Origin of the sequence: Streptomyces silvisoli, from assembly GCF_029269905.1 — a bacterium.
Taxonomy (GTDB): domain Bacteria; phylum Actinomycetota; class Actinomycetes; order Streptomycetales; family Streptomycetaceae; genus Streptantibioticus_A; species Streptantibioticus_A silvisoli_A.
Window position 1 is genome coordinate 1 of sequence record NZ_JARJBC010000027.1, and the last position, 20,551, is coordinate 20,551.

Below are 20,551 nucleotides of genomic sequence, written 5' to 3' on the forward strand. Positions count from 1 at the left end.
CGGAGCTCATGCACCCCCACCCCCGCCCCACCGTGCGCAGTGGCGCTCATGCGGTTTCCGGGGCTGGGGGTGCGCGCCTCAATCCCAGTCCCATGTGATGCCAAGCACGCCTGCGCGGACCTCGGGTTCCACCAGGTGCACCGTCCTGTGTGCGTTGAGCGTCAGCTCGACTAGCCCGGTACGGGCGGCACCCGGAGATGCGCGGGTGAAGCGGCGGCAGCGGACCGGCAGTGCTTCGCGGGCGAAGGCGATCTGCAGGACGTAGTCGCCGCCGCCGTAGGTGAAGCCCCGGACGTACTCGTCGGACGGTGCCCCGGTGCCGTCTTCGAAGCGGTAGCCGAGTACCGCGGTGTCGCCGGTGCGCAGTCGGGCGTCGAAGAGGAGTTCCGCGACGACCACCCCCGAGTCGGCGTGCCGACGGACCCTGCCCACACGGCAGTTGTCGACCGCGGTGACCCGTATTCGCTCCACGTCGCACCCCGGGTCGCCCTGGTGGATGGTGAGGTAGCGGTCGACGCCGTCGCGGTGGGCGCGTACCACGTGGTGCGAGTCGCGGAACAGCAGTTCGCGGTGGGCGCCGATGTGTACCCGCTCGTAGTGGACGACGGTGTGCAGCCCGCCGTCCGCGGGGGCCTCCAGGCCCGCGAGCAGGGCCTCGAGTGCCGAGGCCGGTGCGAGTACGGTGCGGTAGGGGCGGGCGACCGGCTGCTCGGCGGTGCGCGGTCCCAGCAGTCTGGTCAGGGCGTGCGCGGGTAGCTCCAGTACCTCTTCGAGTGCGGTGACGGCACGCAGCGACTCGGGCCGGTCGGGTCGCCGGATGCCGCGCTGCCAGTAGCTGAGGCTGGTGACTCCGACCCTTATGCCGCGTTGGGCGAGCCGGTGCTGGACCCGGTTGAGGGCCAGCCCGCGGGCGGCGAGGGCGGTGCGCAGTGCGACCGGGAAGGGCCCGGTGCGCAGCGCCTCGGCCAAGTCGGCTTCCAGGCGGCTGGTTTGGCGCGCTCCGGGCTGTGCCGCATTGCCCTTCGGATTCGTTTGTTGTAAGCCTTGCTGTGCTGCCATGGTGTCTTCCCCGCGTCTGGTGAAAACCGTTGTCACAGGCGGCCATTGCCGCGCTGGTCGATGTGACGTGATGTGAACGTTTACTTGCGGACGCGCGGAACCGGTATCCGCGTCCCGGGTAACAGCTGTTATCGGCGGTGGTGTTCACAAAGTACGGCTGGCGTTCACATCCCAGCCACCCCTGTGGATAACTTCGTTGACCTGAACCCGACAACTGCCTGATGCTCTGTCCCAGCGTCCGGACGCGCTCCTCCATCAGCCCCTGACAGCGAGGAACGCCATGTTCAAAACCCCCCACCCCAGGCCGCGTGGCCAAGATCGCAGACGCCTCGCGGCGGCGGCCCTGGCGCTGGCCGCGGCGCTGACCGCGAGCGTCGCGACGGCCGGCGGCGCCAGCGCGGCCAGCGGCTCGAAGCAGCTGAACATCACCATGCAGGCGCAGCAGCAGAGCAACTGGTGCTGGGCCGCCAGCGGCAACACCATCGCCACCTGGTTCGGCCGCGACTACACCCAGAACCAGTTCTGTGACGCGGCCTTCGACGAGCCGCAGGGCACCCAGTGCGGCAACTGGCAGGCGGCGCTGGACGATGTGCAGAACGCCCTGAACTGGATGGGCATCAACTCCGGTTCGTATGTGACCGGTTATCTGCGCTACAGCACCGTGCAGAGCGAAATCAACGCCAACCGCCCGATCGAGACCCGTATCGAGTGGAGTTCCGGTGGCGGGCACATGCACGTGCTGTACGGCTACGACACCTCCAACAACTGGGTGTACTGGGGAGACCCGTGGCCGTCCAACTACCGCTACAACTGGGCGGATTACAACTACTACGTGGGCAACGACTCGTTCACGTGGACCCATTCGCTCTATGGGATCGGAGCGTGACGCCGTGAACCCGATCCGTACCTGCGCCGCGGGCGTGCTGGCGGCCACCGCGCTGACCCTTGGTGCCGCCTCCGCGGCGCACGCCGACCCCCCGTCCGCCCCTGCCCCGTTCACCGCCGCGCAGACCGCCCAGGCGCGCGCCGCGGCGGACGCCCCGGCCTCCCTCGCCACGCTCTCGCGGTTCTTCGACCGCGACGGCAAGCACCCGGCGGCGGCGTCCGAACCGCACCTGGCGGGGCCGACCGTCACCGTGTTCACCCTCGACCCCGGATTCGTCGCCGGACGCGCGGGCGCACCGGTGGCCGACCCGGACTTCCTCGCCAGCAAGGCGGTCTCAGCCGACGGCCAGGTCGCCTCCCTGTGGACGGTGCGCACGGCCTCCGGCTGGAAGGTGGTCAACATCGCCACCGGCGGTGACGAGGTCGACTACGTCACCAAGGCACACGGAGCCGGCACGGTGTTCCGTGAGCCGCAGATCGACGCGTGGTACGTGCTGCGCGCGGGCCGGGTGCTGCCGTTGGACGCCGAGGCGCGGCACGCGGTGGGCGCGGGCGGTGCAACCCTCGCCGACTATCAGCGGCTGGTGCACCGCGAGTACGGCGACAAGCTGCCGGGCTCCGCCTATGACCGCGAGGGCAAGGCCGGTGGCTATGGCGGCCGGGCCGCGCCGACCGCGGCGGTGCGTGAACGGGCCGCCGCCACCGGCACGTCGGCCGCCACGGCCGGTACCGCCGCCGCGGCGGGCGCCCTGCTGGCCGGGGCCGCGGCCCTCGCCGTCCGCAGGCTGCGCCGTTCCCGCCGCACCGTCTGACCGCACGAAGCCCGAACCGTGCGTTCCGGCCCCGGAGGCGCCCCCACGCGCCGCCGGGGCCGGGATTGTCGGTGGGCGCCAGTAGGGTTGACCTCATGGCCGACCCCTCCAGCTACCGCCCGCAGCCGGGACAGATCCCGGACTCTCCCGGGGTGTACAAGTTCCGGGACGAGCACGGTCGTGTGATCTACGTGGGCAAGGCCAAGAGCCTGCGGCAGCGGCTCTCCTCGTACTTCCAGGACCTCGCGGGTCTGCACCCGCGCACCCGCACCATGGTGACCACGGCCGCCTCGGTGGAGTGGACCGTGGTCACCACCGAGGTCGAGGCGCTGCAGCTGGAGTACTCCTGGATCAAGGAGTTCGACCCGCGGTTCAACGTCAAGTACCGCGACGACAAGAGCTATCCGTCGCTCGCCGTCACGATGGGCGAGGAATTCCCGCGCGTTCAGGTGATGCGCGGTCCGAAGCGCAGGGGCGTACGGTACTTCGGGCCGTACGCGCACGCGTGGGCGATCCGGGAGACCGTCGACCTGCTGCTGCGGGTCTTCCCCGTACGCACCTGTTCCGCCGGGGTGTTCAGGCGCTCGCAGCAGATCGGCCGCCCCTGTCTGCTCGGTTACATCGGCAAGTGCTCCGCACCCTGTGTGGGTCGGGTGACCGCCGAGGAGCACCGTGAACTGGCCGAGGAGTTCTGCGACTTCATGGCCGGGCGTACCGGCACCTATCTACGCCGCCTTGAGCGGCGGATGCAGGACGCGGCGGCCGAGATGGAGTACGAGAAGGCGGCCCGGCTGCGCGATGACATCGAGGCGCTCAAGCGCGCGATGGAGAAGAACGCGGTCGTGCTGGCCGACGCCACCGACGCCGATGTGATCGCGGTCGCCGAGGACGACCTGGAAGCCGCCGTCCAGATCTTCCACGTCCGCGCCGGGCGGGTGCGCGGTCAGCGCGGCTGGGTCACCGACAAGGTGGAGGCCGTCGACACCGCCGGGCTGGTCGAGCACGCGCTCCAGCAGCTGTACGGCGAGGAGAGCGGCGACGCGGTGCCCAAGGAGGTGCTGGTCCCGGCGCTGCCGGAGCCCGTCGAGCCGCTGGCGCAGTGGCTGACCGGCCGCCGCGGGTCCAACGTCAGCCTGCGGGTGCCGCAGCGCGGCGACAAGAGGGACCTGATGGCCACCGTGCAGCGCAACGCCCAGCAGGCGCTGGCGCTGCACAAGACCAAGCGGGCCTCCGACCTGACCACCCGCTCGCGCGCCCTGGAGGAGATCGCCGAGGCGCTGGACCTGGACTCGGCGCCGCTGCGCATCGAGTGCTTCGACATCTCGCACCTGCACGGCGAGGACGTGGTGGCGTCAATGGTCGTCTTCGAGGACGGACTCGCCCGTAAGAGTGAGTACCGCCGCTTCCAGATCAAGACGTTCCAGGGCCAGGACGACGTACGGGCCATGCACGAGGTGGTTTCCCGGCGGTTCCGCCGCTATCTGCGGGAGATGCAGAAGGCGGGGGAGTGGCAGGAGCAGGACCCCGCCGACGCCCGTGAGGACGCCGAGGAGCCGGTGGGCGGCCCGATCGACCCGGACACCGGTCGGCCGCGCAAGTTCGCCTACCCGCCGCAGCTGCTCGTGGTGGACGGCGGCCAGCCGCAGGTCGCCGCGGCCCGCCGGGCGCTGGACGAGCTGGGCATCGAGGACATCGCGGTCTGCGGCCTCGCCAAGCGCCTGGAGGAGGTGTGGCTGCCCGGCGAGGACGACCCGGTGATCCTGCCGCGCACCAGCGAGGGCCTGTACCTGTTGCAGCGGGTACGGGACGAGGCGCACCGTTTCGCCATCCGGTACCAGCGCGGCAAGCGCGGCAAGGCGATGAAGGCCGGTGCGCTGGACGCCGTCGCCGGGCTGGGGGAGGCCCGTAAGCAGGCGCTGCTGAAGCACTTCGGTTCGCTGAAGCGGCTGCGCGCCGCGACCGTTGACGAGATCTGTGAGGTACCGGGCATAGGACGCAAGACGGCGGAGGCCGTCGTCGCGGCGCTCGCCCAGGCTTCACCCGCTGTTCCCGCTGTCAACACCGCCACTGGAGAGATCATGGAAGACGAGCTGGCGGCCACGCAGGGGACCGCCCCGGCTGAACGGGGGCAGGAAAGATGAACCAGGTCAATCACAGCGATGACCACGACACGTACGGAGCACAGGTGACGACGGGCGGAGCGGGCGAAGCTGCCGAGGCCATCCCGGAACTGGTGATCATCTCGGGCATGTCCGGGGCGGGCCGCAGCACCGCGGCCAAGTGCCTGGAGGACCTCGGCTGGTTCGTGGTCGACAACCTGCCGCCCGCGCTGATCCCCACCATGGTCGACCTCGGCGCCCGGTCCCAGGGCAACGTGGCGCGGATCGCCGTGGTCGTGGACGTGCGCGGTCGCCGCTTCTTCGACAACCTGCGGGAGTCGCTCGCCGACCTGGACACCAAGAGCGTCAAGCGGCGGGTGCTGTTCCTTGAGGCGTCCGACGACGCGCTGGTGCGCCGCTTCGAGTCGGTCCGGCGCCCGCACCCGCTGCAGGGGGACGGCCGGATCGTGGACGGCATCGCGCAGGAGCGCGACCTGCTGCGCGAACTGCGCGGCGAGGCCGACCTGGTCATCGACACCTCCAGCCTCAACGTGCACGAGCTGCGCGCCAAGATGGACGCCCAGTTCGCCGGTGAGGAGGAGCCGGAGCTGCGGGCCACCGTGATGTCGTTCGGCTTCAAGTACGGGCTGCCGGTCGACGCCGACCTGGTGGTCGACTGCCGTTTCCTGCCGAACCCGCACTGGGTCCCGGAGCTGCGCCCGTTCACCGGCCTCAACGACGAGGTCGCCACCTATGTGTTCAACCAGCCCGGCGCCAAGGAGTTCCTGGACCGCTACGCGGAGCTGCTGCACATCATCGCCGCCGGATACCGGCGGGAGGGCAAGCGCTATGTGACCATCGCCGTCGGCTGCACGGGCGGCAAGCACCGCAGCGTCGCCATGTCGGAGCGGCTGGCCCGGCGGCTGTCCTCGGACGGGGTGGAGACCGTTGTGGTCCATCGCGACATGGGGCGCGAGTGATCACGTCCAGGGCCGCGAGGCGGCTGCGCCGCACCAGCCACCGCTTCGGCGCCACCCCCAAGGTGGTGGCGCTCGGCGGCGGCCACGGACTGTCCGCCTCACTCGCCGCACTGCGCCGCATCACCCAGGACCTGACCGCCGTGGTCACCGTCGCCGACGACGGCGGCTCCAGCGGCCGGCTCCGCGACGAACTGGGCGTACTGCCCCCCGGAGACCTGCGCAAGGCGCTGGCCGCGCTGTGCGGGGACGACGAGTGGGGGCGCACCTGGTCACGGGTGATCCAACACAGGTTCACCAGTAAGGGTGAGATGCACGGGCACGCGGTCGGCAACCTGCTGATCGTCGCCCTGTGGGAGCAGCTGGGCGATCCGGTGGCCGCCCTGGAGTGGGTCGGCCGCCTGCTGGGCGCGCACGGCCGGGTGCTTCCGATGTCCGCGGTGCCGCTGGAGCTCCAGGCCACCGTACGCGGCCACGATCCGGCCCAGCCCGATGTCACCAGCACGGTGCGGGGGCAGGCGACGGTCGCGCTCACCCCGGGCGAGGTGCAGGAAGTGCGGGTGGTCCCGCAGGACCCGCCCGCGGTGCCGCAGGCCGTGCAGGCCGTGCTGGACGCGGACTGGGTGGTGCTCGGCCCCGGCTCGTGGTTCTCCTCCGTCATACCGCACCTGCTGGTGCCGGAGCTGGCCGAGGCCCTGATGCAGACCAGGGCGCGCCGGGTGCTGACCCTCAACCTGGCACCGCAGCCCGGAGAGACCGAAGGATTTTCTCCGCAGCGTCACTTGGAGGTTTTGGCCCGACACGCCCCTAAACTCACCATCGACGTGGTGCTGGCCGATGAGGCCGCCGTTCCCGACCGCGAAAGCCTTGACCAGGCCGCCGCGCGCCTGGGTGGCACGGTCGAGCTGGCCGCGGTCGCCGCCCCGGACGGGCCGCGGCACGACCCCGAGCAGCTGGCCGCCGCGTATGACCGGATTTTTCGGATGCATGGAAGGATCGGCCCATGGCGATGACGGCAGCGGTGAAGGACGAGATCTCCCGGCTACCCGTCACCCGTACCTGCTGCCGCAAGGCGGAGGTGTCGTCGATCCTGCGGTTCGCTGGCGGGCTCCATCTCGTCAGCGGTCGCATCGTGATCGAGGCGGAGCTGGACACCGGTATCGCGGCCCGGCGCCTGCGCAAGGACATCCTGGAGATCTTCGGCCACCCCTCCGACCTGGTGGTGATGGCACCAGGCGGGCTGCGCAGGGGCAGCCGCTATGTGGTGCGGGTGGTCGCCGGGGGTGACCAGCTGGCCCGGCAGACCGGTCTGGTGGACGGCAGGGGCCGCCCGATCCGCGGGCTGCCGCCGCAGGTGGTCTCCGGGGCCACCTGCGACGCGGAGGCCGCCTGGCGCGGCGCGTTCCTGGCGCACGGGTCGTTGACCGAGCCCGGCCGCTCGTCCTCCCTCGAGGTGACCTGCCCCGGACCCGAGGCGGCGCTGGCCCTGGTCGGCGCGGCCCGGCGGCTGGGCATCCCGTCCAAGGCCCGCGAGGTGCGCGGCGTGGACCGCGTGGTGGTCCGGGACGGTGACGCGATCGGCGCACTGTTGACCCGGCTCGGGGCGCACGAGTCGGTGCTGGCGTGGGAGGAGCGCCGGATGCGCCGCGAGGTGCGGGCCACCGCGAACCGGCTCGCCAACTTCGACGACGCCAACCTGCGCCGCTCTGCGCGGGCCGCGGTCGCCGCGGGGGCGCGGGTGCAGCGCGCCCTGGAGATCCTCGGTGACGAGGTACCGGAGCACCTGGCCGCCGCCGGGCGGCTGCGGATGGACCACAAGCAGGCGTCGCTTGAGGAGCTGGGCTCGCTCGCCGACCCGCCGCTGACCAAGGACGCGGTCGCCGGCCGCATCCGGCGGCTGCTCGCGATGGCCGACAAGCGCGCCGCGGACCTGGGGATCCCCGGCACCGAGTCCAACCTCACCGAGGAGATGGTCGGCTAACCGCCGCCGGGCGGGGGCGGGTTGTGCTCATGGGCGCTTCGCCCCAGACTCCGGTTGTGCCCACCCGCGTCGCCCCCCGGAACGACTGCCCACAAACCGGGGCGTGCTCGATGTCACCCGGGACACCTGGGCGAGGTAGGGTCGTGGGTGGTCGGGGACATCCATTCGGCGCAGCCGGATTGTATTCCGGTACATAAACGAGGAGATCGGTTCGTGACGATCCGCGTAGGCATCAACGGCTTTGGCCGCATCGGTCGTAACTTCTTCCGCGCCGCGCTTGAGCAGGGTGCGGACTTCGAGATCGTCGGTGTCAACGACCTGACCGACAACGCGACCCTGGTGCACCTGCTCAAGTACGACACCATCCTGGGCCGCCTCAAGCACGACGTCAGCCACACCGACGACACCATCACCGTCGGCGGCCAGACCTTCAAGACGATGGCCGAGCGCGACCCGGCGAACCTGCCGTGGGGCGAGCTGGGCGCGGACATCGTGATCGAGTCCACCGGCATCTTCACCAAGCGTGAGGACGCCGCCAAGCACCTCGCCGCCGGCGCCAAGAAGGTCATCATCTCGGCCCCGGCCAAGGACGAGGACATCACCATCGTCATGGGCGTCAACAACGACAAGTACGACGCCGCCAACCACCACGTCATCTCCAACGCCTCCTGCACCACCAACTGCGTGGCGCCGATGGCCAAGGTGCTGCTGGAGAACTTCGGCATCGTCAAGGGCCTGATGACCACGGTCCACGCCTACACCAACGACCAGCGCATCCTGGACTTCCCGCACAAGGACCTGCGCCGCGCCCGGGCCGCCGCCGAGAACATCATCCCGACCACCACGGGTGCCGCGAAGGCCACCGCCCTGGTCATCCCGGAGCTGAAGGGCAAGCTGGACGGCATCGCCATGCGCGTCCCGGTCCCCACCGGCTCCGTCACCGACCTGGTCATCGAGCTGGAGCGCGAGGTCACCAAGGACGAGGTCAACGCCGCGTTCCAGAAGGCCGCCCAGGGCCAGCTCAAGGGCATCCTGGACTACACCGAGGACCCGATCGTCTCCTCGGACATCGTCAACTGGCCCGCCTCCTGCACCTTCGACTCCTCCCTGACCATGGTCCAGGGCAAGAGCGTCAAGGTCGTCGGCTGGTACGACAACGAGTGGGGCTACTCCAACCGTCTGGTGGACCTGACCGCCTTCGTCGGCGGCCAGCTCTGACCCCCGCACAGATGTGACGGACGGGGCCCGGACGACGCGCATGTCGTACGGGCCCCGTCCCACGACCTAGGAGCCCTTCACCATGAAGACGATCGACGACCTTGAGGTCGCCGGGCGGCGGGTGTTCGTCCGCGCCGACCTCAACGTCCCGCTGGACGGTGACCAGATCACCGACGACGGCCGCATCCGGGCCGCCGTGCCGACCATCACCAAGCTCGCCGAGCGCGGCGCGAAGGTGATCGTCGCCTCCCACCTCGGCCGCCCCAAGGGCGCGCCGGACCCGCAGTACTCGCTCGCTCCGGTCGCCAGGCGGCTCGGTGAACTCCTCGGCAGGCAGGTCGCGTTCGCGACCGACACCGTGGGTGACAGCGCGAAGGCCACCGTCGCCGCCCTGGCCGACGGCGAGGTCACGCTGCTGGAGAACCTGCGCTTCAACGCGGGCGAGACCAGCAAGGACGACGCCGAACGCGGCGCGTTCGCCGACGAGTTGGCGGCCCTCGCCGACGCCTACGTCGGCGACGGCTTCGGCGCCGTGCACCGCAAGCACGCCTCGGTCTACGACCTGCCGAAGCGCCTGCCGCACGCCGCGGGCGACCTGATCGCCACCGAACTCGGGGTGCTGAAGAAGCTCACCGAGGACGTGCGCCGCCCGTACGTGGTGGTGCTCGGCGGGGCCAAGGTCTCCGACAAGCTCGCTGTCATCGACCAGTTGCTGGCCAAGGCGGACCGGCTGCTGATCGGCGGCGGCATGGCGTACACCTTCCTCAAGGCCAAGGGCTACGAGGTGGGCAAGAGCCTGCTGCAGGAGGACCAGATCCCGGCCGTCAACGAGTACCTGGCGCGCGCCGAGAAGAACGGCGTCGAACTGGTGCTGCCGGTCGACGTGTTGGCCGCGGACGACTTCCCCGACCTGAAGACCAAGGCCCCGGCCGAGTACGTCACGGTCGACGCCGACCAGATCCCCTCCGACAAGGAGGGCCTGGACATCGGCCCGAAGACCCGCGAGCTGTTCGCTTCGAAGATCGCGGACGCCGCGACGGTGTTCTGGAACGGCCCGATGGGTGTCTTCGAGCACCCCGACTACGCCGGGGGCACGAGGGCCGTCGCCCAGGCCCTGGCGGACAGCGACGGCTTCACCGTCATCGGCGGTGGCGACTCGGCCGCCGCCGTGCGCACCCTGGGCTTCGACGAGAACGCCTTCGGCCACATCTCGACCGGTGGCGGCGCCAGCCTGGAATACCTCGAAGGCAAGACGCTGCCCGGCCTCGCCGCACTGGAGGACTGACCTTGAGCACCCGCACGCCGCTGATGGCGGGCAACTGGAAGATGAACCTCAACCACCTTGAGGCCATCGCCCACGTCCAGAAGCTCGCCTTCGCCCTCACCGACAAGGACTACGAGGCCGTCGAGGTCGCGGTCCTGCCGCCGTTCACCGACCTGCGGTCGGTGCAGACGCTGGTCGACGGTGACAAGCTGAAGATCAAGTACGGTGCGCAGGACCTGTCCGCGCACGATGCGGGCGCGTACACCGGGGAGATCTCCGGTTCCATGCTCGCCAAGCTCAAGTGCGCCTTCGTGGTCATCGGCCACAGCGAGCGCCGCCAGTACCACCGCGAGGACGACGCGCTGGTCAACGCCAAGGTGAAGGCCGCCTACCGGCACGAGCTGACCCCGATCCTGTGCGTGGGCGAGGGCCTGGAAGTCCGCAAGGCGGGCAACCAGGTCGCGCACACCCTCGCCCAGGTCGACGGCGCCCTGAAGGACATCCCGGCCGACCAGGCGCGCGGCATCGTCATCGCCTACGAGCCGGTGTGGGCGATCGGCACCGGCGAGGTCGCCACCCTCGAGGACGCGCAGGAGGTCTGCGGGGCGATCCGCGGCCGACTGGCCGAGCTGTACGGCCAGGAGGTGGCCGACGAGGTGCGCATCCAGTACGGCGGCTCGGTGAAGTCCGGCAACATCGCCGCGATCATGGCGCAGCCCGACGTGGACGGCGCGCTGGTCGGCGGTGCCTCGCTGGACGCCGAGGAGTTCGTCAAGATCGTCCGCTTCGGTGACCAGGCAGTAGGCTGACGCACTCGCCACGAAGTACCCTGTCGGGGACTGGGTCGGCAGCTCGCCGCCCGGTCCCCGAACCCTTCTACATCGAACTACGTCCCCGAGAGAGTTGGTCCAGCCGTGGTCATCGGGTTCTCCATCGCCCTCATCATCTTCAGCCTGCTGCTGATGCTGCTGGTCCTGATGCACAAGGGCAAGGGCGGCGGCCTCTCCGACATGTTCGGTGGCGGTATGCAGTCCTCCGTCGGCGGTTCCTCGGTGGCCGAGCGCAACCTCGACCGGATCACCGTCATCGTCGGCCTGCTGTGGTTCGCCTGCATCGTGGGGCTCGGCCTGGCGCTCAAACTCCAGCACTGAGGGCTCCGGCGCTGAGGGCCCGGTACCGCGCCGCACGCTCCAGTACCGGGCGGTGGTTCACGGACACAGCGCCCAGATCGCCCCAATCCCGTTCGTTCGGGCATAACTGACGCCTCGTCGCCCCAGCGGCTTATCATGGAACGACGTCCGCGGGTCCAGGTGCGGTTCCCCACTGTGGTGGGGGTGAGCCGGTCCCCGTAAGCTGGACGACCTCGCAGCACCATCACGCAGGGAGTTACGACCGTGGCAAGTGGCAACGCGATCCGTGGTAGTCGGGTCGGAGCGGGGCCGATGGGGGAGGCAGAGCGCGGTGAGTCCGCGCCGCGTCTTCGCATCTCCTTCTGGTGCTCGAACGGGCACGAGACCCAGCCGAGCTTCGCCAGCGACGCGCAGATCCCGGACACCTGGGACTGCCCCCGCTGCGGCTTCCCGGCCGGGCAGGACGAGAACAACCCGCCGGACCCGCCGCGTACCGAGCCGTACAAGACCCACCTGGCCTATGTACGGGAGCGGCGCAGCGACGCGGACGGTGAGGCGATCCTCGCCGAGGCGCTCGCGAAGCTCCGCGGCGAGATCTGAACACGCGAAGAGGGTCCGGGGTGGCAACCCCGGACCCTCTTCGCGTCGGTTCCGTCAGGCGGACGCCAACGGATACAGCTGCTTGGGCAGTTGGGCCGCCGCGGCCTTGTCCAGCAGCCACAGCGTCCTGCCACGGCCGTGCGCCCCGGCGGCCGGGGCCTGAATCTCTCCCGCGCCCGACAGTGCGATGGCGACGGCGTTGGCCTTGTCCTCGCCGGCCGCCAGCAGCCACACCTCACGCGCCGCCCGGATCGCCGGAAGCGTCAGCGAGATACGGGTCGGCGGCGGCTTGGGCGCTCCGCGCACCCCGATGACCATCCGCTCCGTCTCCCGTACCCCCGGGTGCTCCGGGAACAGCGAGGCGACATGGGTGTCCGGGCCGACGCCCAGCATCAGCACGTCGAACGTCGGCACCGGGCCGTGGTCCTGCGGTCCCGCGGCCTTGGCCAGCTCCTCGGCGTACGCCTCCGCGGCGGCGTCCACGTCATTGCCGAACGGGCCGTCCGAGGCGGGCATCGGGTGCACCCTGGCCGGAACCAGTGGCACGGCGTCCAGCAGCGCGGCCCGCGCCTGGGTGTAGTTGCGGTCCGGGTCGCCCTCCGGCAGGAACCGCTCGTCGCCCCACCACAGGTCAAGCCGCGACCAGTCCACCGCGTCCCGGGCCGGCGCCTCGGCGAGCGCCGCCAGCAGCGCGTTGCCGTTGCGCCCGCCGGTGAGCACCACGCTGGCCGAGCCGCGGGCGGCCTGGGCGTCGACCACCTTGGTGATCAACCGGGCCGCCGCGGCCTTCGCCATCAGCTCCTTGTCGCGGTGCACCACGACCTGGGGCGGGGTCACTTCGCCTTCCCCGTACCGGAGTCGGCGGGCTTCCCCGGCGCCTCAGCGGCCTTCTTCGCGGGCGCCGCGGCCTTCTTCTCCGGCTTGTGCGCACCGTTGGTCGGCGGCCGCTCGGCCGAACCCTCCTGCGTCGACTGGACGTTCAGCCGGTCCACGCCGAACTGCACGGAGGAGCGGTAGATCTCATCCGGGTCCAGCCTGCGCAGTTCCTCGGCGATCAGCTCGGCGGTCTCCCGCCGCTTGAGCGCCACCCGGCGGTCCGGCTGACCCGGCATCGCCAGCTCCGCCAGCGCGCCGTCGGCGCGGTCCAGGCAGATCGTGCCGTCCGCGGTGGTCATCCGTACCGCGGTCAGCCCCGGACCGTCCGAGACCCGGCGCTCCACCGGCACCTTCAGCCGGTCGGCGAGCCACATGCCGAGCAGCTCGGTGCTCGGGTTGTACGGCTCGCCCTCGACCACCGCGGCGCTGATCGCCGAGTGCTTCTGGTCCAGCGCCGCGGCCAGCATGCTGCGCCACGGGGTGATCCGGGTCCAGGCCAGGTCGGTGTCGCCCGGGGAGTAGGAACCGGCGCGCACCTCCAGCGCGGCGACCGGGTCCTCGGCCGAGGCGGCGTCGGTGATCCGGCGCTGGGCCAGCTTGCCCAGCGGGTCCTCGGCGGGCTTGTCCGGGGCGTCCTCCGGCCACCACACCACGACCGGCGCGTCCGGCAGCAGCAGCGGCAGCACCACCGACTCGGCGTGGCCGGACAGCTCACCGTGCAGCCGAAGCAGCACCGTCTCGCCGGTGCCCGCGTCGGAGCCGACCCGGACCTCGGCGTCCAGCCGGGACTTGGCGCGGTCCCGCGGGGTGCGGCCCGGCCGCCTGATGACGACCAGGATCCGCGACGGGTGCTCCCGAGAGGCGTCACCGGCCGCCTTGAGGGCGTCGTAGGCGTTGCCCTCGTCGGTGACGATGACCAGGGTGAGCACCATGCCCACCGCGGGGGTGCCGATGGCCCTGCGGGCCTCGATCAGACCCGAGTTGATCTTCGAGGAGGTGGTGTTGGTGAGATCGATCTTCATGGCCGGCGCCAGCTCCTGCCGTCTCGTGCGAGCATCTCGTCCGCCTCCACCGGCCCCCAGGTTCCGGCGGGGTACTGGGCGGGCTTGCCGTGCTTCTCCCAGTACTCCTCGATCGGGTCGAGGATCATCCAGGAGAGCTCGACCTCCTGGTGGCGCGGGAAGAGGTTGGCGTCGCCGAGCAGCACGTCCAGCAGCAGGCGCTCGTAGGCCTCCGGGCTGGACTCGGTGAAGGACTCGCCGTAGGCGAAGTCCATGGTCACGTCCCGCACCTCCATCGAGGTGCCCGGCACCTTGGAGCCGAACCGCACCGTGATGCCCTCGTCCGGCTGGACCCGGATGACCAGGGCGTTCTGGCCGAGCTCCTCGGTGGCGCCGGACTCGAACGGCAGGTACGGCGCGCGCTTGAAGACCACCGCGATCTCGGTGACCCGGCGGCCGAGCCGCTTGCCGGTGCGCAGGTAGAACGGGACGCCCGCCCAGCGGCGGTTGTTGATGGTCAGCTTGATGGCGGCGTAGGTGTCGGTCTTGGACTTGGGGTCGATGCCCTCTTCCTCCAGGTAGCCGAGCACCTCCTCGCCACCCTGCCAGGCGTGCGCGTACTGGCCGCGCACGGTGTGCTTGCCCAGGTCCTCCGGAAGCTGGACGGCGCTGAGCGCCTTGAGCTTCTCGGTCACCAGCGCCTTGGGGTGGAAGGAGCCGGGCTCCTCCATCGCGGTCAGCGCCAGCAGCTGGAGCAGGTGGTTCTGGATGACGTCACGGGCCGCGCCGATGCCGTCGTAGTAACCGGCCCGGCCGCCGATGCCGATGTCCTCGGCCATGGTGATCTGTACGTGGTCGACGTAGGACCGGTTCCAGATCGGCTCGAACATGGTGTTGGCGAACCGCAGCGCCAGGATGTTCTGGACCGTCTCCTTGCCCAGGTAGTGGTCGATCCGGAAGACGTCCACCGGCTCGAACACCTCGTGCACGACCCGGTTGAGCTCCTGGGCGCTGGCCAGGTCGTGGCCGAACGGCTTCTCGATGACCGCGCGCCGCCAGGAGTCCCCGGAGCCCTGCGACAGCCCGTGCTTCTTGAGCTGCTGGACCACCTTGGGGAAGAACTTCGGCGGTACGGAGAGGTAGAAGGCGAAGTTGCCGCCGGTGCCGCGGGCCTTGTCCAGCTCGTCGATGGTGGCCCGCAGCGTCTCGAAGGCGTCGTCGTCGTCGAACTCACCGGGCACGAACCGGAAGCCCTCGGCGAGCTGCTGCCAGACCTCCTCGCGGAACGGGGTCCGCGCGTGCTCCTTGACCGCGTCGTGCACGACCTGGGCGAAGTCCTCGTCCTCCCAGTCGCGGCGGGCGAAGCCGACGAGCGAGAAGCCCGGCGGCAGCAGTCCGCGGTTGGCGAGGTCGTACACCGCGGGCATCAGCTTCTTACGGGACAGGTCGCCCGTGACCCCGAAGATGACCAGGCCCGACGGCCCCGCGATACGCGGGAGCCGTCGATCCTGAGGGTCACGCAGCGGATTGCCGCTGGTGGTCACTGTTCTCACGCCTCCGAAGGGGCGAGGCGCTTCAGCTCCGCCTCGGTGGACTTGAGCAGGTCGTTCCAGGACGCCTCGAACTTCTCCACGCCCTCCTCCTCCAGCAACTGGACCACGTCGTCGTAGGAGATCCCGACCGCCGCGAGCGCGTCGAGGTCGGCCTGGGCCTGCTCGTAGGTGCCCTGGATGGTGTTGCCGGTGATCTCGCCGTGGTCGGCGGTGGCCAGCAAGGTGGCCTCCGGCATGGTGTTGACCGTGTTGGGGGCGACCAGCTCGGTCACGTACAGGGTGTCCGGGTACGCCGGGTCCTTGACGCCGGTGGAGGCCCACAGCGGACGCTGCTTGTTGGCACCGGCCTTCTCCAGCGCGAGCCAGCGCTCCGAGGAGAACACCTCCTCGTACGCCTGGTAGGCGAGCCGGGCGTTGGCCAGAGCCGCCTTGCCGCGCAGGGCCTTGGCCTCGTCGGTGCCGATCTTGTCCAGCCGCTTGTCGATCTCGGTGTCCACCCGGGAGACGAAGAACGAGGCGACGGAACGGATCTTGGACAGGTCCTGTCCGGCCGCCTTGGCCTTCTCCAGACCGGCCAGGTAGGCGTCCATGACCTTGCGGTACCGCTCCAGGGAGAAGATCAGCGTGACGTTGACGCTGATGCCCAGGCCGATGACCTCGGTGATCGCGGGCAGGCCGGCCTCGGTCGCCGGGATCTTGATGAGCGTGTTCGGCCGGTCGACCAGCCAGGCGAGCTGCTTGGCCTCGGCGATGGTGGCCCTGGTGTTGTGCGCCAGGCGCGGGTCGACCTCGATGGACACCCGGCCGTCCTGGCCGTCGGTGTCGTCGAAGACCGGGCGCAGGACGTCGGCGGCGTCCCGGACGTCCGCCGTGGTGATCATCCGGATGGCCTCTTCGACGGTGACCTTGCGGGCGGCGAGGTCGGCGACCTGCTGCTCGTAGCCGTCGCCGCCGGAGATGGCCTTCTGGAAGATGGACGGGTTGGTGGTGACACCGACGACATGGCTGTCGTCGATCAGCTCCGCGAGGTTGCCGGACGTGATCCGCTTGCGGGACAGGTCGTCCAGCCAGATCGCGACGCCTTCTTCGGAGAGGCGCTTGAGTGCGTCTGTCATGGGTTTTGCATCTCCTCGTAAGGTCGTTGAGAGGTCAGCGGTTCGCGGCGGCGATGGAGTCGCGGGCGGCGTCGACGACCGCCTCGGAGGTGAGACCGAACTCGCGGTACAGCACCTTGTAGTCGGCGGAGGCGCCGAAGTGCTCAAGGCTGACGATGCGTCCGTCCTCACCGACGAACTTGTGCCAGGTGAGGCCGATTCCGGCCTCGACCGCCACCCGCGCCTTGACGTTGGGCGGCAGAACGTGGTCGCGGTAGGCCTGGTCCTGCTCCTCGAACCACTCCACCGACGGCATCGAGACCACCCGGGTCGGGACGCCCTCGGCCTGGAGCGCCTCGCGGGCCTCCACGGCCAGCTGGACCTCGGAGCCGGTGCCGATCAGGATGACCTGGGCCTGGCCGCCCTCGGCGTCCAGCAGGACGTAACCGCCCTTGGCAGCATCCTCGTTGGCCTCGTACGTCGGCACGTTCTGCCGGGTCAGCGCCAGTCCGTGCGGGGCGGGCTTGGCGGAGTGGCGGCGCAGGATCTCCCGCCAGGCGATGACGGTCTCGTTGGCGTCGGCCGGACGGACCATGTTCAGGCCGGGGATGGCGCGCAGCGCGGCCATGTGCTCCACCGGCTGGTGCGTCGGACCGTCCTCGCCGAGGCCGATGGAGTCGTGCGTCCACACGTAGGTGACCGGCAGCTTCATCAGCGCGGCCAGGCGCACCGCCGGACGCATGTAGTCGGAGAAGACCAGGAAAGTGCCGCCGTAGATACGGGTGTTGCCGTGCAGCGCGATGCCGTTCATGGTCGAGCCCATGGCGTGCTCGCGGATGCCGAAGTGCACCGTGCGGCCGTACGGGCTGGCCTCCGGCAGCGGGTTGCCCTCCGGGAGGAACGACGACGAGGCGTCGATGGTGGTGTTGTTCGACCCGGCCAAGTCGGCCGAGCCGCCCCACAGTTCGGGGATCACCGCGCCCAGCGCCTTGAGCACCTCACCGGAGGCCTTGCGGGTGGCGATCGCCTTGCCGGGGGCGAACGCCGGCAGGGCCTGCTCCCAACCGGAGGGCAGCTCACCGGCGTTGATGCGGTCGAAGTCGGCGGCGCGCTCGGGGTTGGCGGTGCGCCACTCCTCGAACCGCTTGTTCCAGGTGCTGTGCGCCTCACGGCCCCGGTCGGCCACCGCGCGCGCGTGCGCCAGGACCTCGGGGGCGACCTCGAAGTGCTGCTCCGGGTCGAAGCCCAGCACCCGCTTGGTGGCGGCGACCTCGTCGGCGCCCAGCGCGGAGCCGTGCGCGGCGGCGGTGTTCTGGGCGCTCGGCGCGGGCCACGCGATGATGGTGCGGGCGATGATCATCGAGGGGCGCTCGGTCTCCGCCTGGGCGGCCTTGAGCGCCTGGTACAGCGCGTGCACGTCGAGGTCGCCTTCGGCGGACTGGGTGACGTGCTGGACGTGCCAGCCGTACGCCTCGTAGCGCTTGGCGACGTCCTCACTGAAGGCGGTCTCGGTGTCGCCCTCGATGGAGATGTGGTTGTCGTCGTAGAGCGCGACCAGGTTGCCGAGCTTCTGGTGCCCGGCAAGCGAGGACGCCTCCGCCGAGACGCCCTCTTCCAGGTCACCGTCGGAGACGATGGTCCAGATCGTGTGGTCGAACGGGGACTCGCCCGCCGGGGCCTCGGGGTCGAACAGGCCGCGCTCGTAGCGGGCGGCCATGGCCATGCCGACCGCGTTGGCGATGCCCTGGCCGAGCGGACCGGTGGTGGTCTCCACGCCCACGGTGTGGCCGTGCTCGGGGTGGCCGGGGGTGCGCGAGCCCCAGGTGCGGAAGGACTTGAGGTCGTCGAGTTCCAGGCCGTAACCCGACAGGTAGAGCTGGATGTAGAGGGTCAGACTGGAGTGGCCGCACGACAGGACGAAGCGGTCACGCCCGGTCCAGTCGGGGTTGGCCGGATCATGCCGCATCAGCTTCTGGAACAGCAGGTAGGCGGCGGGTGCGAGGCTCATGGCCGTGCCCGGATGGCCGTTTCCGACCTTCTGGACGGAGTCCATGGCCAGTACCCGGGCGGTGTCCACGGCCCGCTTGTCCAGATCGGTCCAGTCGAGGTCTGCGGTGGTCGGCTGCGTGCTCACCCTGGGTCAGGGCTCCTCTCCACATTTTCTCCAACGCCGTCAGCCCTTGCGGCCACCGGCGATTTCGAGCCTACCCTCGTACGGGCGGGCGTTCGGCCCCGTCTCAGGCAACGGCAGGCCGACTTTGTTCATTCCCGGTACATAGTCTCTCCCGTCGGTTCCAGCGTGGTCCATGGGGGCTGCTTCCGCCCGGTGGACTGCGTGGAACGGCCGCGTGAATGTCACCTTGCGTGTCGCCGCCGCACCGCCTCCCCGCCGCGCACGAGGCTCTACGCCAACACGGGTGCCCCCCGCGACAGGTCCCGTAACAGCAACGTCTAGAGTGGCGTGGTACGCGCAGGGACTTACCCGGTCTTCACAACTGGGAGGGCCTTGCTGGTCTTTCTTCCTCTCAGAGGTGTTCGTGACGGCCGTCGAAACCCGACCCCCCGGGGTCGTCGGGACGAGCCCTGGGCACCGGCCCTTCGGGGCGCGGGTCAAGGCGTTCGTGGAGCTGACCAAGCCGCGCATCATCGAGCTGCTGCTGATCACCACGGTGCCGGTGATGTTCCTGGCCGCGCACGGCGTACCCGACCTGTGGCTGGTGCTGACGACGGTCGTCGGCGGCTACATGTCGGCGGGTGGCGCTAACGCCCTGAACATGTACATCGACCGCGACATCGACGCGCTGATGCACCGCACCGAGCAGCGCCCGCTGGTCACCGGCATGGTCTCGCCGCGCGAGTGCCTGGTCTTCGGCATCTCCCTGTCGGTGGTCTCGACGGTCTGGTTCGGCCTGCTGGTCAACTGGCTGTCGGCCGCACTGTCACTCACGGCCATCCTGTACTACGTCTTCGTCTACACGCTGTGGTTGAAGCGCCGTACCACGCAGAACATCGTGTGGGGCGGCATCGCGGGCTGTCTGCAGGTGTTCATCGGATGGTCGGCGGTGCGCGACGAACTCGCCTGGGCGCCGTTCGTCCTCTTCCTGGTCCTGTTCTTCTGGACGCCGCCGCACTACTGGCCGCTGTCGATGAAGGTCAAGGACGACTACGAGCGGGTGGGCGTGCCCATGCTGCCGGTGGTCGCGGGCAACCTGGTGGTGGCCAAGCAGATCCTCGCCTACAGCTGGGTGATGGTGCTGGTCTCGCTCACCCTGTGGTGGCCGCTGGGCGCCACCGGCTGGCTGTACCCGGTGGCGGCCACGCTGCTCGGCGGCTTCTGGCTGAAGGAGGCGCACGCGCTGTACTCCCGGGCGAAGAACGGTGTGACCGGCCCCAAGCTGAAGGAGATGCGGCTGTTCCACTGGTCGATCACCTACGCGACGCTGCTGTTCGTGGTCGTCGCCGTGGACCCCTTCGTGCGCTGATCACCGCTGCCCCGCCACGGTGTCCCCGCCCTCTTCCGTGGGCTGGGACACCTTTTCCGCTGGCTCTTCCAGCAGTGATTACTCGCGGGTAGCATTCTGTTCATGGCAGAGACCGAGGCCCCGCACCGCACCCCCGACGCCCGCGCGGAGCGCCGGGCGCACAGACTCGCCCAGCAGATCGGCGCCTTCGCACGCGACCACGGCGGCAGCGCCGAAGGCCAGATCGCGTACATCGGCGAGGCCGGTACCCGCATCGTCCTGGTCGGCGAGGACGGCGGGTGGGGCGACCTGGTGGCCCCCTCGTACCACGTCGCCGAGCGCGCGGTGGAACTGTCCGGAATCACCGTCCATGAGGACTTCGACGGCGAGTTCGCGGCCAAGGTCCGTACCGGGCCCTACGAGTGGACGAGGATGGCCGGAATTCAAGTGGGCGGACCCGCCAACACCTGACACCCATCCGTCCCGTTAGCACCATGGACACGATCAAACCCAAGTTGATCGTGAACCGGACCTGGACTAG

Annotated in this window: 19 protein-coding genes; 13 read left to right on the forward strand and 6 right to left on the reverse strand. The window is 70.1% G+C overall.

Features of this window, described 5'->3' with window-relative positions; genetic code table 11:
* Positions 1–78: 78 nt before the first annotated feature.
* Positions 79–969 carry a hypothetical protein gene (locus P3G67_RS30600; protein WP_313881639.1) on the reverse strand — a complete coding sequence of 297 codons (891 nt, stop codon included), beginning with the start codon at positions 967–969 and terminating at the stop codon, positions 79–81.
* Between the two features lie 370 nt (positions 970–1,339).
* Between P3G67_RS30600 and P3G67_RS30605 the strand changes: the two genes are divergently transcribed.
* From P3G67_RS30605 to P3G67_RS30655, 11 genes are all read left to right on the forward strand, one after another.
* The gene (locus P3G67_RS30605; RefSeq protein WP_276096402.1) at positions 1,340–1,945 is read left to right on the forward strand and encodes a papain-like cysteine protease family protein; all 606 of its coding nucleotides are present in this window, start codon (positions 1,340–1,342) and stop codon (positions 1,943–1,945) included.
* Positions 1,946–1,949: 4 nt separating this feature from the next.
* The gene (locus tag P3G67_RS30610) at positions 1,950–2,756 is read left to right on the forward strand and encodes a hypothetical protein (RefSeq protein WP_276096403.1); all 807 of its coding nucleotides are present in this window, start codon (positions 1,950–1,952) and stop codon (positions 2,754–2,756) included.
* Positions 2,757–2,851: 95 nt separating this feature from the next.
* On the forward strand, positions 2,852–4,897 hold the full coding sequence (gene uvrC / locus P3G67_RS30615) for an excinuclease ABC subunit UvrC (RefSeq protein WP_276096404.1): 2,046 nt from the start codon (positions 2,852–2,854) through the stop codon (positions 4,895–4,897).
* Positions 4,894–5,835 (forward strand): RNase adapter RapZ, encoded by a 942-nt coding sequence (gene rapZ, locus P3G67_RS30620; protein WP_255930981.1) that lies wholly within the window; start codon positions 4,894–4,896, stop codon positions 5,833–5,835. Before uvrC ends, rapZ begins: the two co-directional genes overlap by 4 nt.
* Entirely contained in the window at positions 5,832–6,845 is a 1,014-nt protein-coding gene (locus tag P3G67_RS30625) for a gluconeogenesis factor YvcK family protein (RefSeq protein WP_391858385.1), read from the forward strand. Before rapZ ends, P3G67_RS30625 begins: the two co-directional genes overlap by 4 nt.
* Positions 6,836–7,813, forward strand: coding sequence for a DNA-binding protein WhiA (gene whiA, locus P3G67_RS30630; RefSeq protein WP_109450922.1), 978 nt, complete (start codon positions 6,836–6,838; stop codon positions 7,811–7,813). Before P3G67_RS30625 ends, whiA begins: the two co-directional genes overlap by 10 nt.
* Before the next feature lie 213 nt (positions 7,814–8,026).
* The gene (gene gap / locus P3G67_RS30635) at positions 8,027–9,031 is read left to right on the forward strand and encodes a type I glyceraldehyde-3-phosphate dehydrogenase (protein WP_269854459.1); all 1,005 of its coding nucleotides are present in this window, start codon (positions 8,027–8,029) and stop codon (positions 9,029–9,031) included.
* A gap of 82 nt (positions 9,032–9,113) precedes the next feature.
* On the forward strand, positions 9,114–10,316 hold the full coding sequence (locus tag P3G67_RS30640; RefSeq protein WP_276096405.1) for a phosphoglycerate kinase: 1,203 nt from the start codon (positions 9,114–9,116) through the stop codon (positions 10,314–10,316).
* A gap of 2 nt (positions 10,317–10,318) precedes the next feature.
* Positions 10,319–11,104, forward strand: coding sequence for a triose-phosphate isomerase (gene tpiA / locus P3G67_RS30645; RefSeq protein WP_276096406.1), 786 nt, complete (start codon positions 10,319–10,321; stop codon positions 11,102–11,104).
* Between the two features lie 105 nt (positions 11,105–11,209).
* Positions 11,210–11,446, forward strand: a complete 237-nt coding sequence (secG, locus tag P3G67_RS30650) for a preprotein translocase subunit SecG (protein ID WP_276096407.1) — start codon at positions 11,210–11,212, stop codon at positions 11,444–11,446.
* A 243-nt stretch (positions 11,447–11,689) separates the two neighbouring features.
* Positions 11,690–12,025, forward strand: coding sequence for an RNA polymerase-binding protein RbpA (locus P3G67_RS30655; protein WP_109450932.1), 336 nt, complete (start codon positions 11,690–11,692; stop codon positions 12,023–12,025).
* A gap of 54 nt (positions 12,026–12,079) precedes the next feature.
* Here the strand turns inward: P3G67_RS30655 and pgl are convergent, their stop codons facing one another.
* Genes pgl through tkt form a run of 5 tightly spaced genes read right to left on the reverse strand, consistent with a single transcriptional unit; the run spans position 12,080 to position 18,683 of the window.
* Positions 12,080–12,862, reverse strand: a complete 783-nt coding sequence (gene pgl / locus P3G67_RS30660; protein ID WP_276096408.1) for a 6-phosphogluconolactonase — start codon at positions 12,860–12,862, stop codon at positions 12,080–12,082.
* Entirely contained in the window at positions 12,859–13,923 is a 1,065-nt protein-coding gene (opcA, locus tag P3G67_RS30665; protein ID WP_276096409.1) for a glucose-6-phosphate dehydrogenase assembly protein OpcA, read from the reverse strand. The genes pgl and opcA overlap by 4 nt, the downstream gene beginning before the upstream one ends.
* Positions 13,920–15,446 carry a glucose-6-phosphate dehydrogenase gene (gene zwf / locus P3G67_RS30670; protein ID WP_269854608.1) on the reverse strand — a complete coding sequence of 509 codons (1,527 nt, stop codon included), beginning with the start codon at positions 15,444–15,446 and terminating at the stop codon, positions 13,920–13,922. Before zwf ends, opcA begins: the two co-directional genes overlap by 4 nt.
* Positions 15,447–15,451: 5 nt before the next feature.
* The gene (gene tal / locus P3G67_RS30675; protein ID WP_276096410.1) at positions 15,452–16,570 is read right to left on the reverse strand and encodes a transaldolase; all 1,119 of its coding nucleotides are present in this window, start codon (positions 16,568–16,570) and stop codon (positions 15,452–15,454) included.
* Positions 16,571–16,604: 34 nt separating this feature from the next.
* Entirely contained in the window at positions 16,605–18,683 is a 2,079-nt protein-coding gene (gene tkt / locus P3G67_RS30680; protein WP_276096411.1) for a transketolase, read from the reverse strand.
* Between the two features lie 403 nt (positions 18,684–19,086).
* Here tkt and P3G67_RS30685 point away from each other — a divergent pair, with 403 nt between their 5' ends.
* Together P3G67_RS30685 and P3G67_RS30690 are read left to right on the forward strand one after the other, a co-directional pair.
* Complete coding sequence (locus tag P3G67_RS30685; protein ID WP_269854466.1) at positions 19,087–20,031, forward strand: heme o synthase; 945 nt, start codon at positions 19,087–19,089, stop codon at positions 20,029–20,031.
* Between the two features lie 102 nt (positions 20,032–20,133).
* The gene (locus tag P3G67_RS30690; protein ID WP_269854467.1) at positions 20,134–20,481 is read left to right on the forward strand and encodes a hypothetical protein; all 348 of its coding nucleotides are present in this window, start codon (positions 20,134–20,136) and stop codon (positions 20,479–20,481) included.
* The last annotated feature ends 70 nt before the right edge of the window (positions 20,482–20,551 follow it).

Excerpts from the sequence above, each read along its gene's own strand:
- P3G67_RS30605 (WP_276096402.1), top strand. The coding sequence starts at position 1,340 with ATGTTCAAAACCCCCCACCCCAGGCCGCGTGGCCAAGATCGCAGACGC.
- uvrC (WP_276096404.1), top strand. The coding sequence starts at position 2,852 with ATGGCCGACCCCTCCAGCTACCGCCCGCAGCCGGGACAGATCCCGGAC.
- rapZ (WP_255930981.1), top strand. The coding sequence starts at position 4,894 with ATGAACCAGGTCAATCACAGCGATGACCACGACACGTACGGAGCACAG.
- whiA (WP_109450922.1), top strand. The coding sequence starts at position 6,836 with ATGGCGATGACGGCAGCGGTGAAGGACGAGATCTCCCGGCTACCCGTC.
- P3G67_RS30640 (WP_276096405.1), top strand. The coding sequence starts at position 9,114 with ATGAAGACGATCGACGACCTTGAGGTCGCCGGGCGGCGGGTGTTCGTC.
- opcA (WP_276096409.1), bottom strand. The coding sequence starts at position 13,923 with ATGAAGATCGATCTCACCAACACCACCTCCTCGAAGATCAACTCGGGT.
- tal (WP_276096410.1), bottom strand. The coding sequence starts at position 16,570 with ATGACAGACGCACTCAAGCGCCTCTCCGAAGAAGGCGTCGCGATCTGG.
- P3G67_RS30690 (WP_269854467.1), top strand. The coding sequence starts at position 20,134 with ATGGCAGAGACCGAGGCCCCGCACCGCACCCCCGACGCCCGCGCGGAG.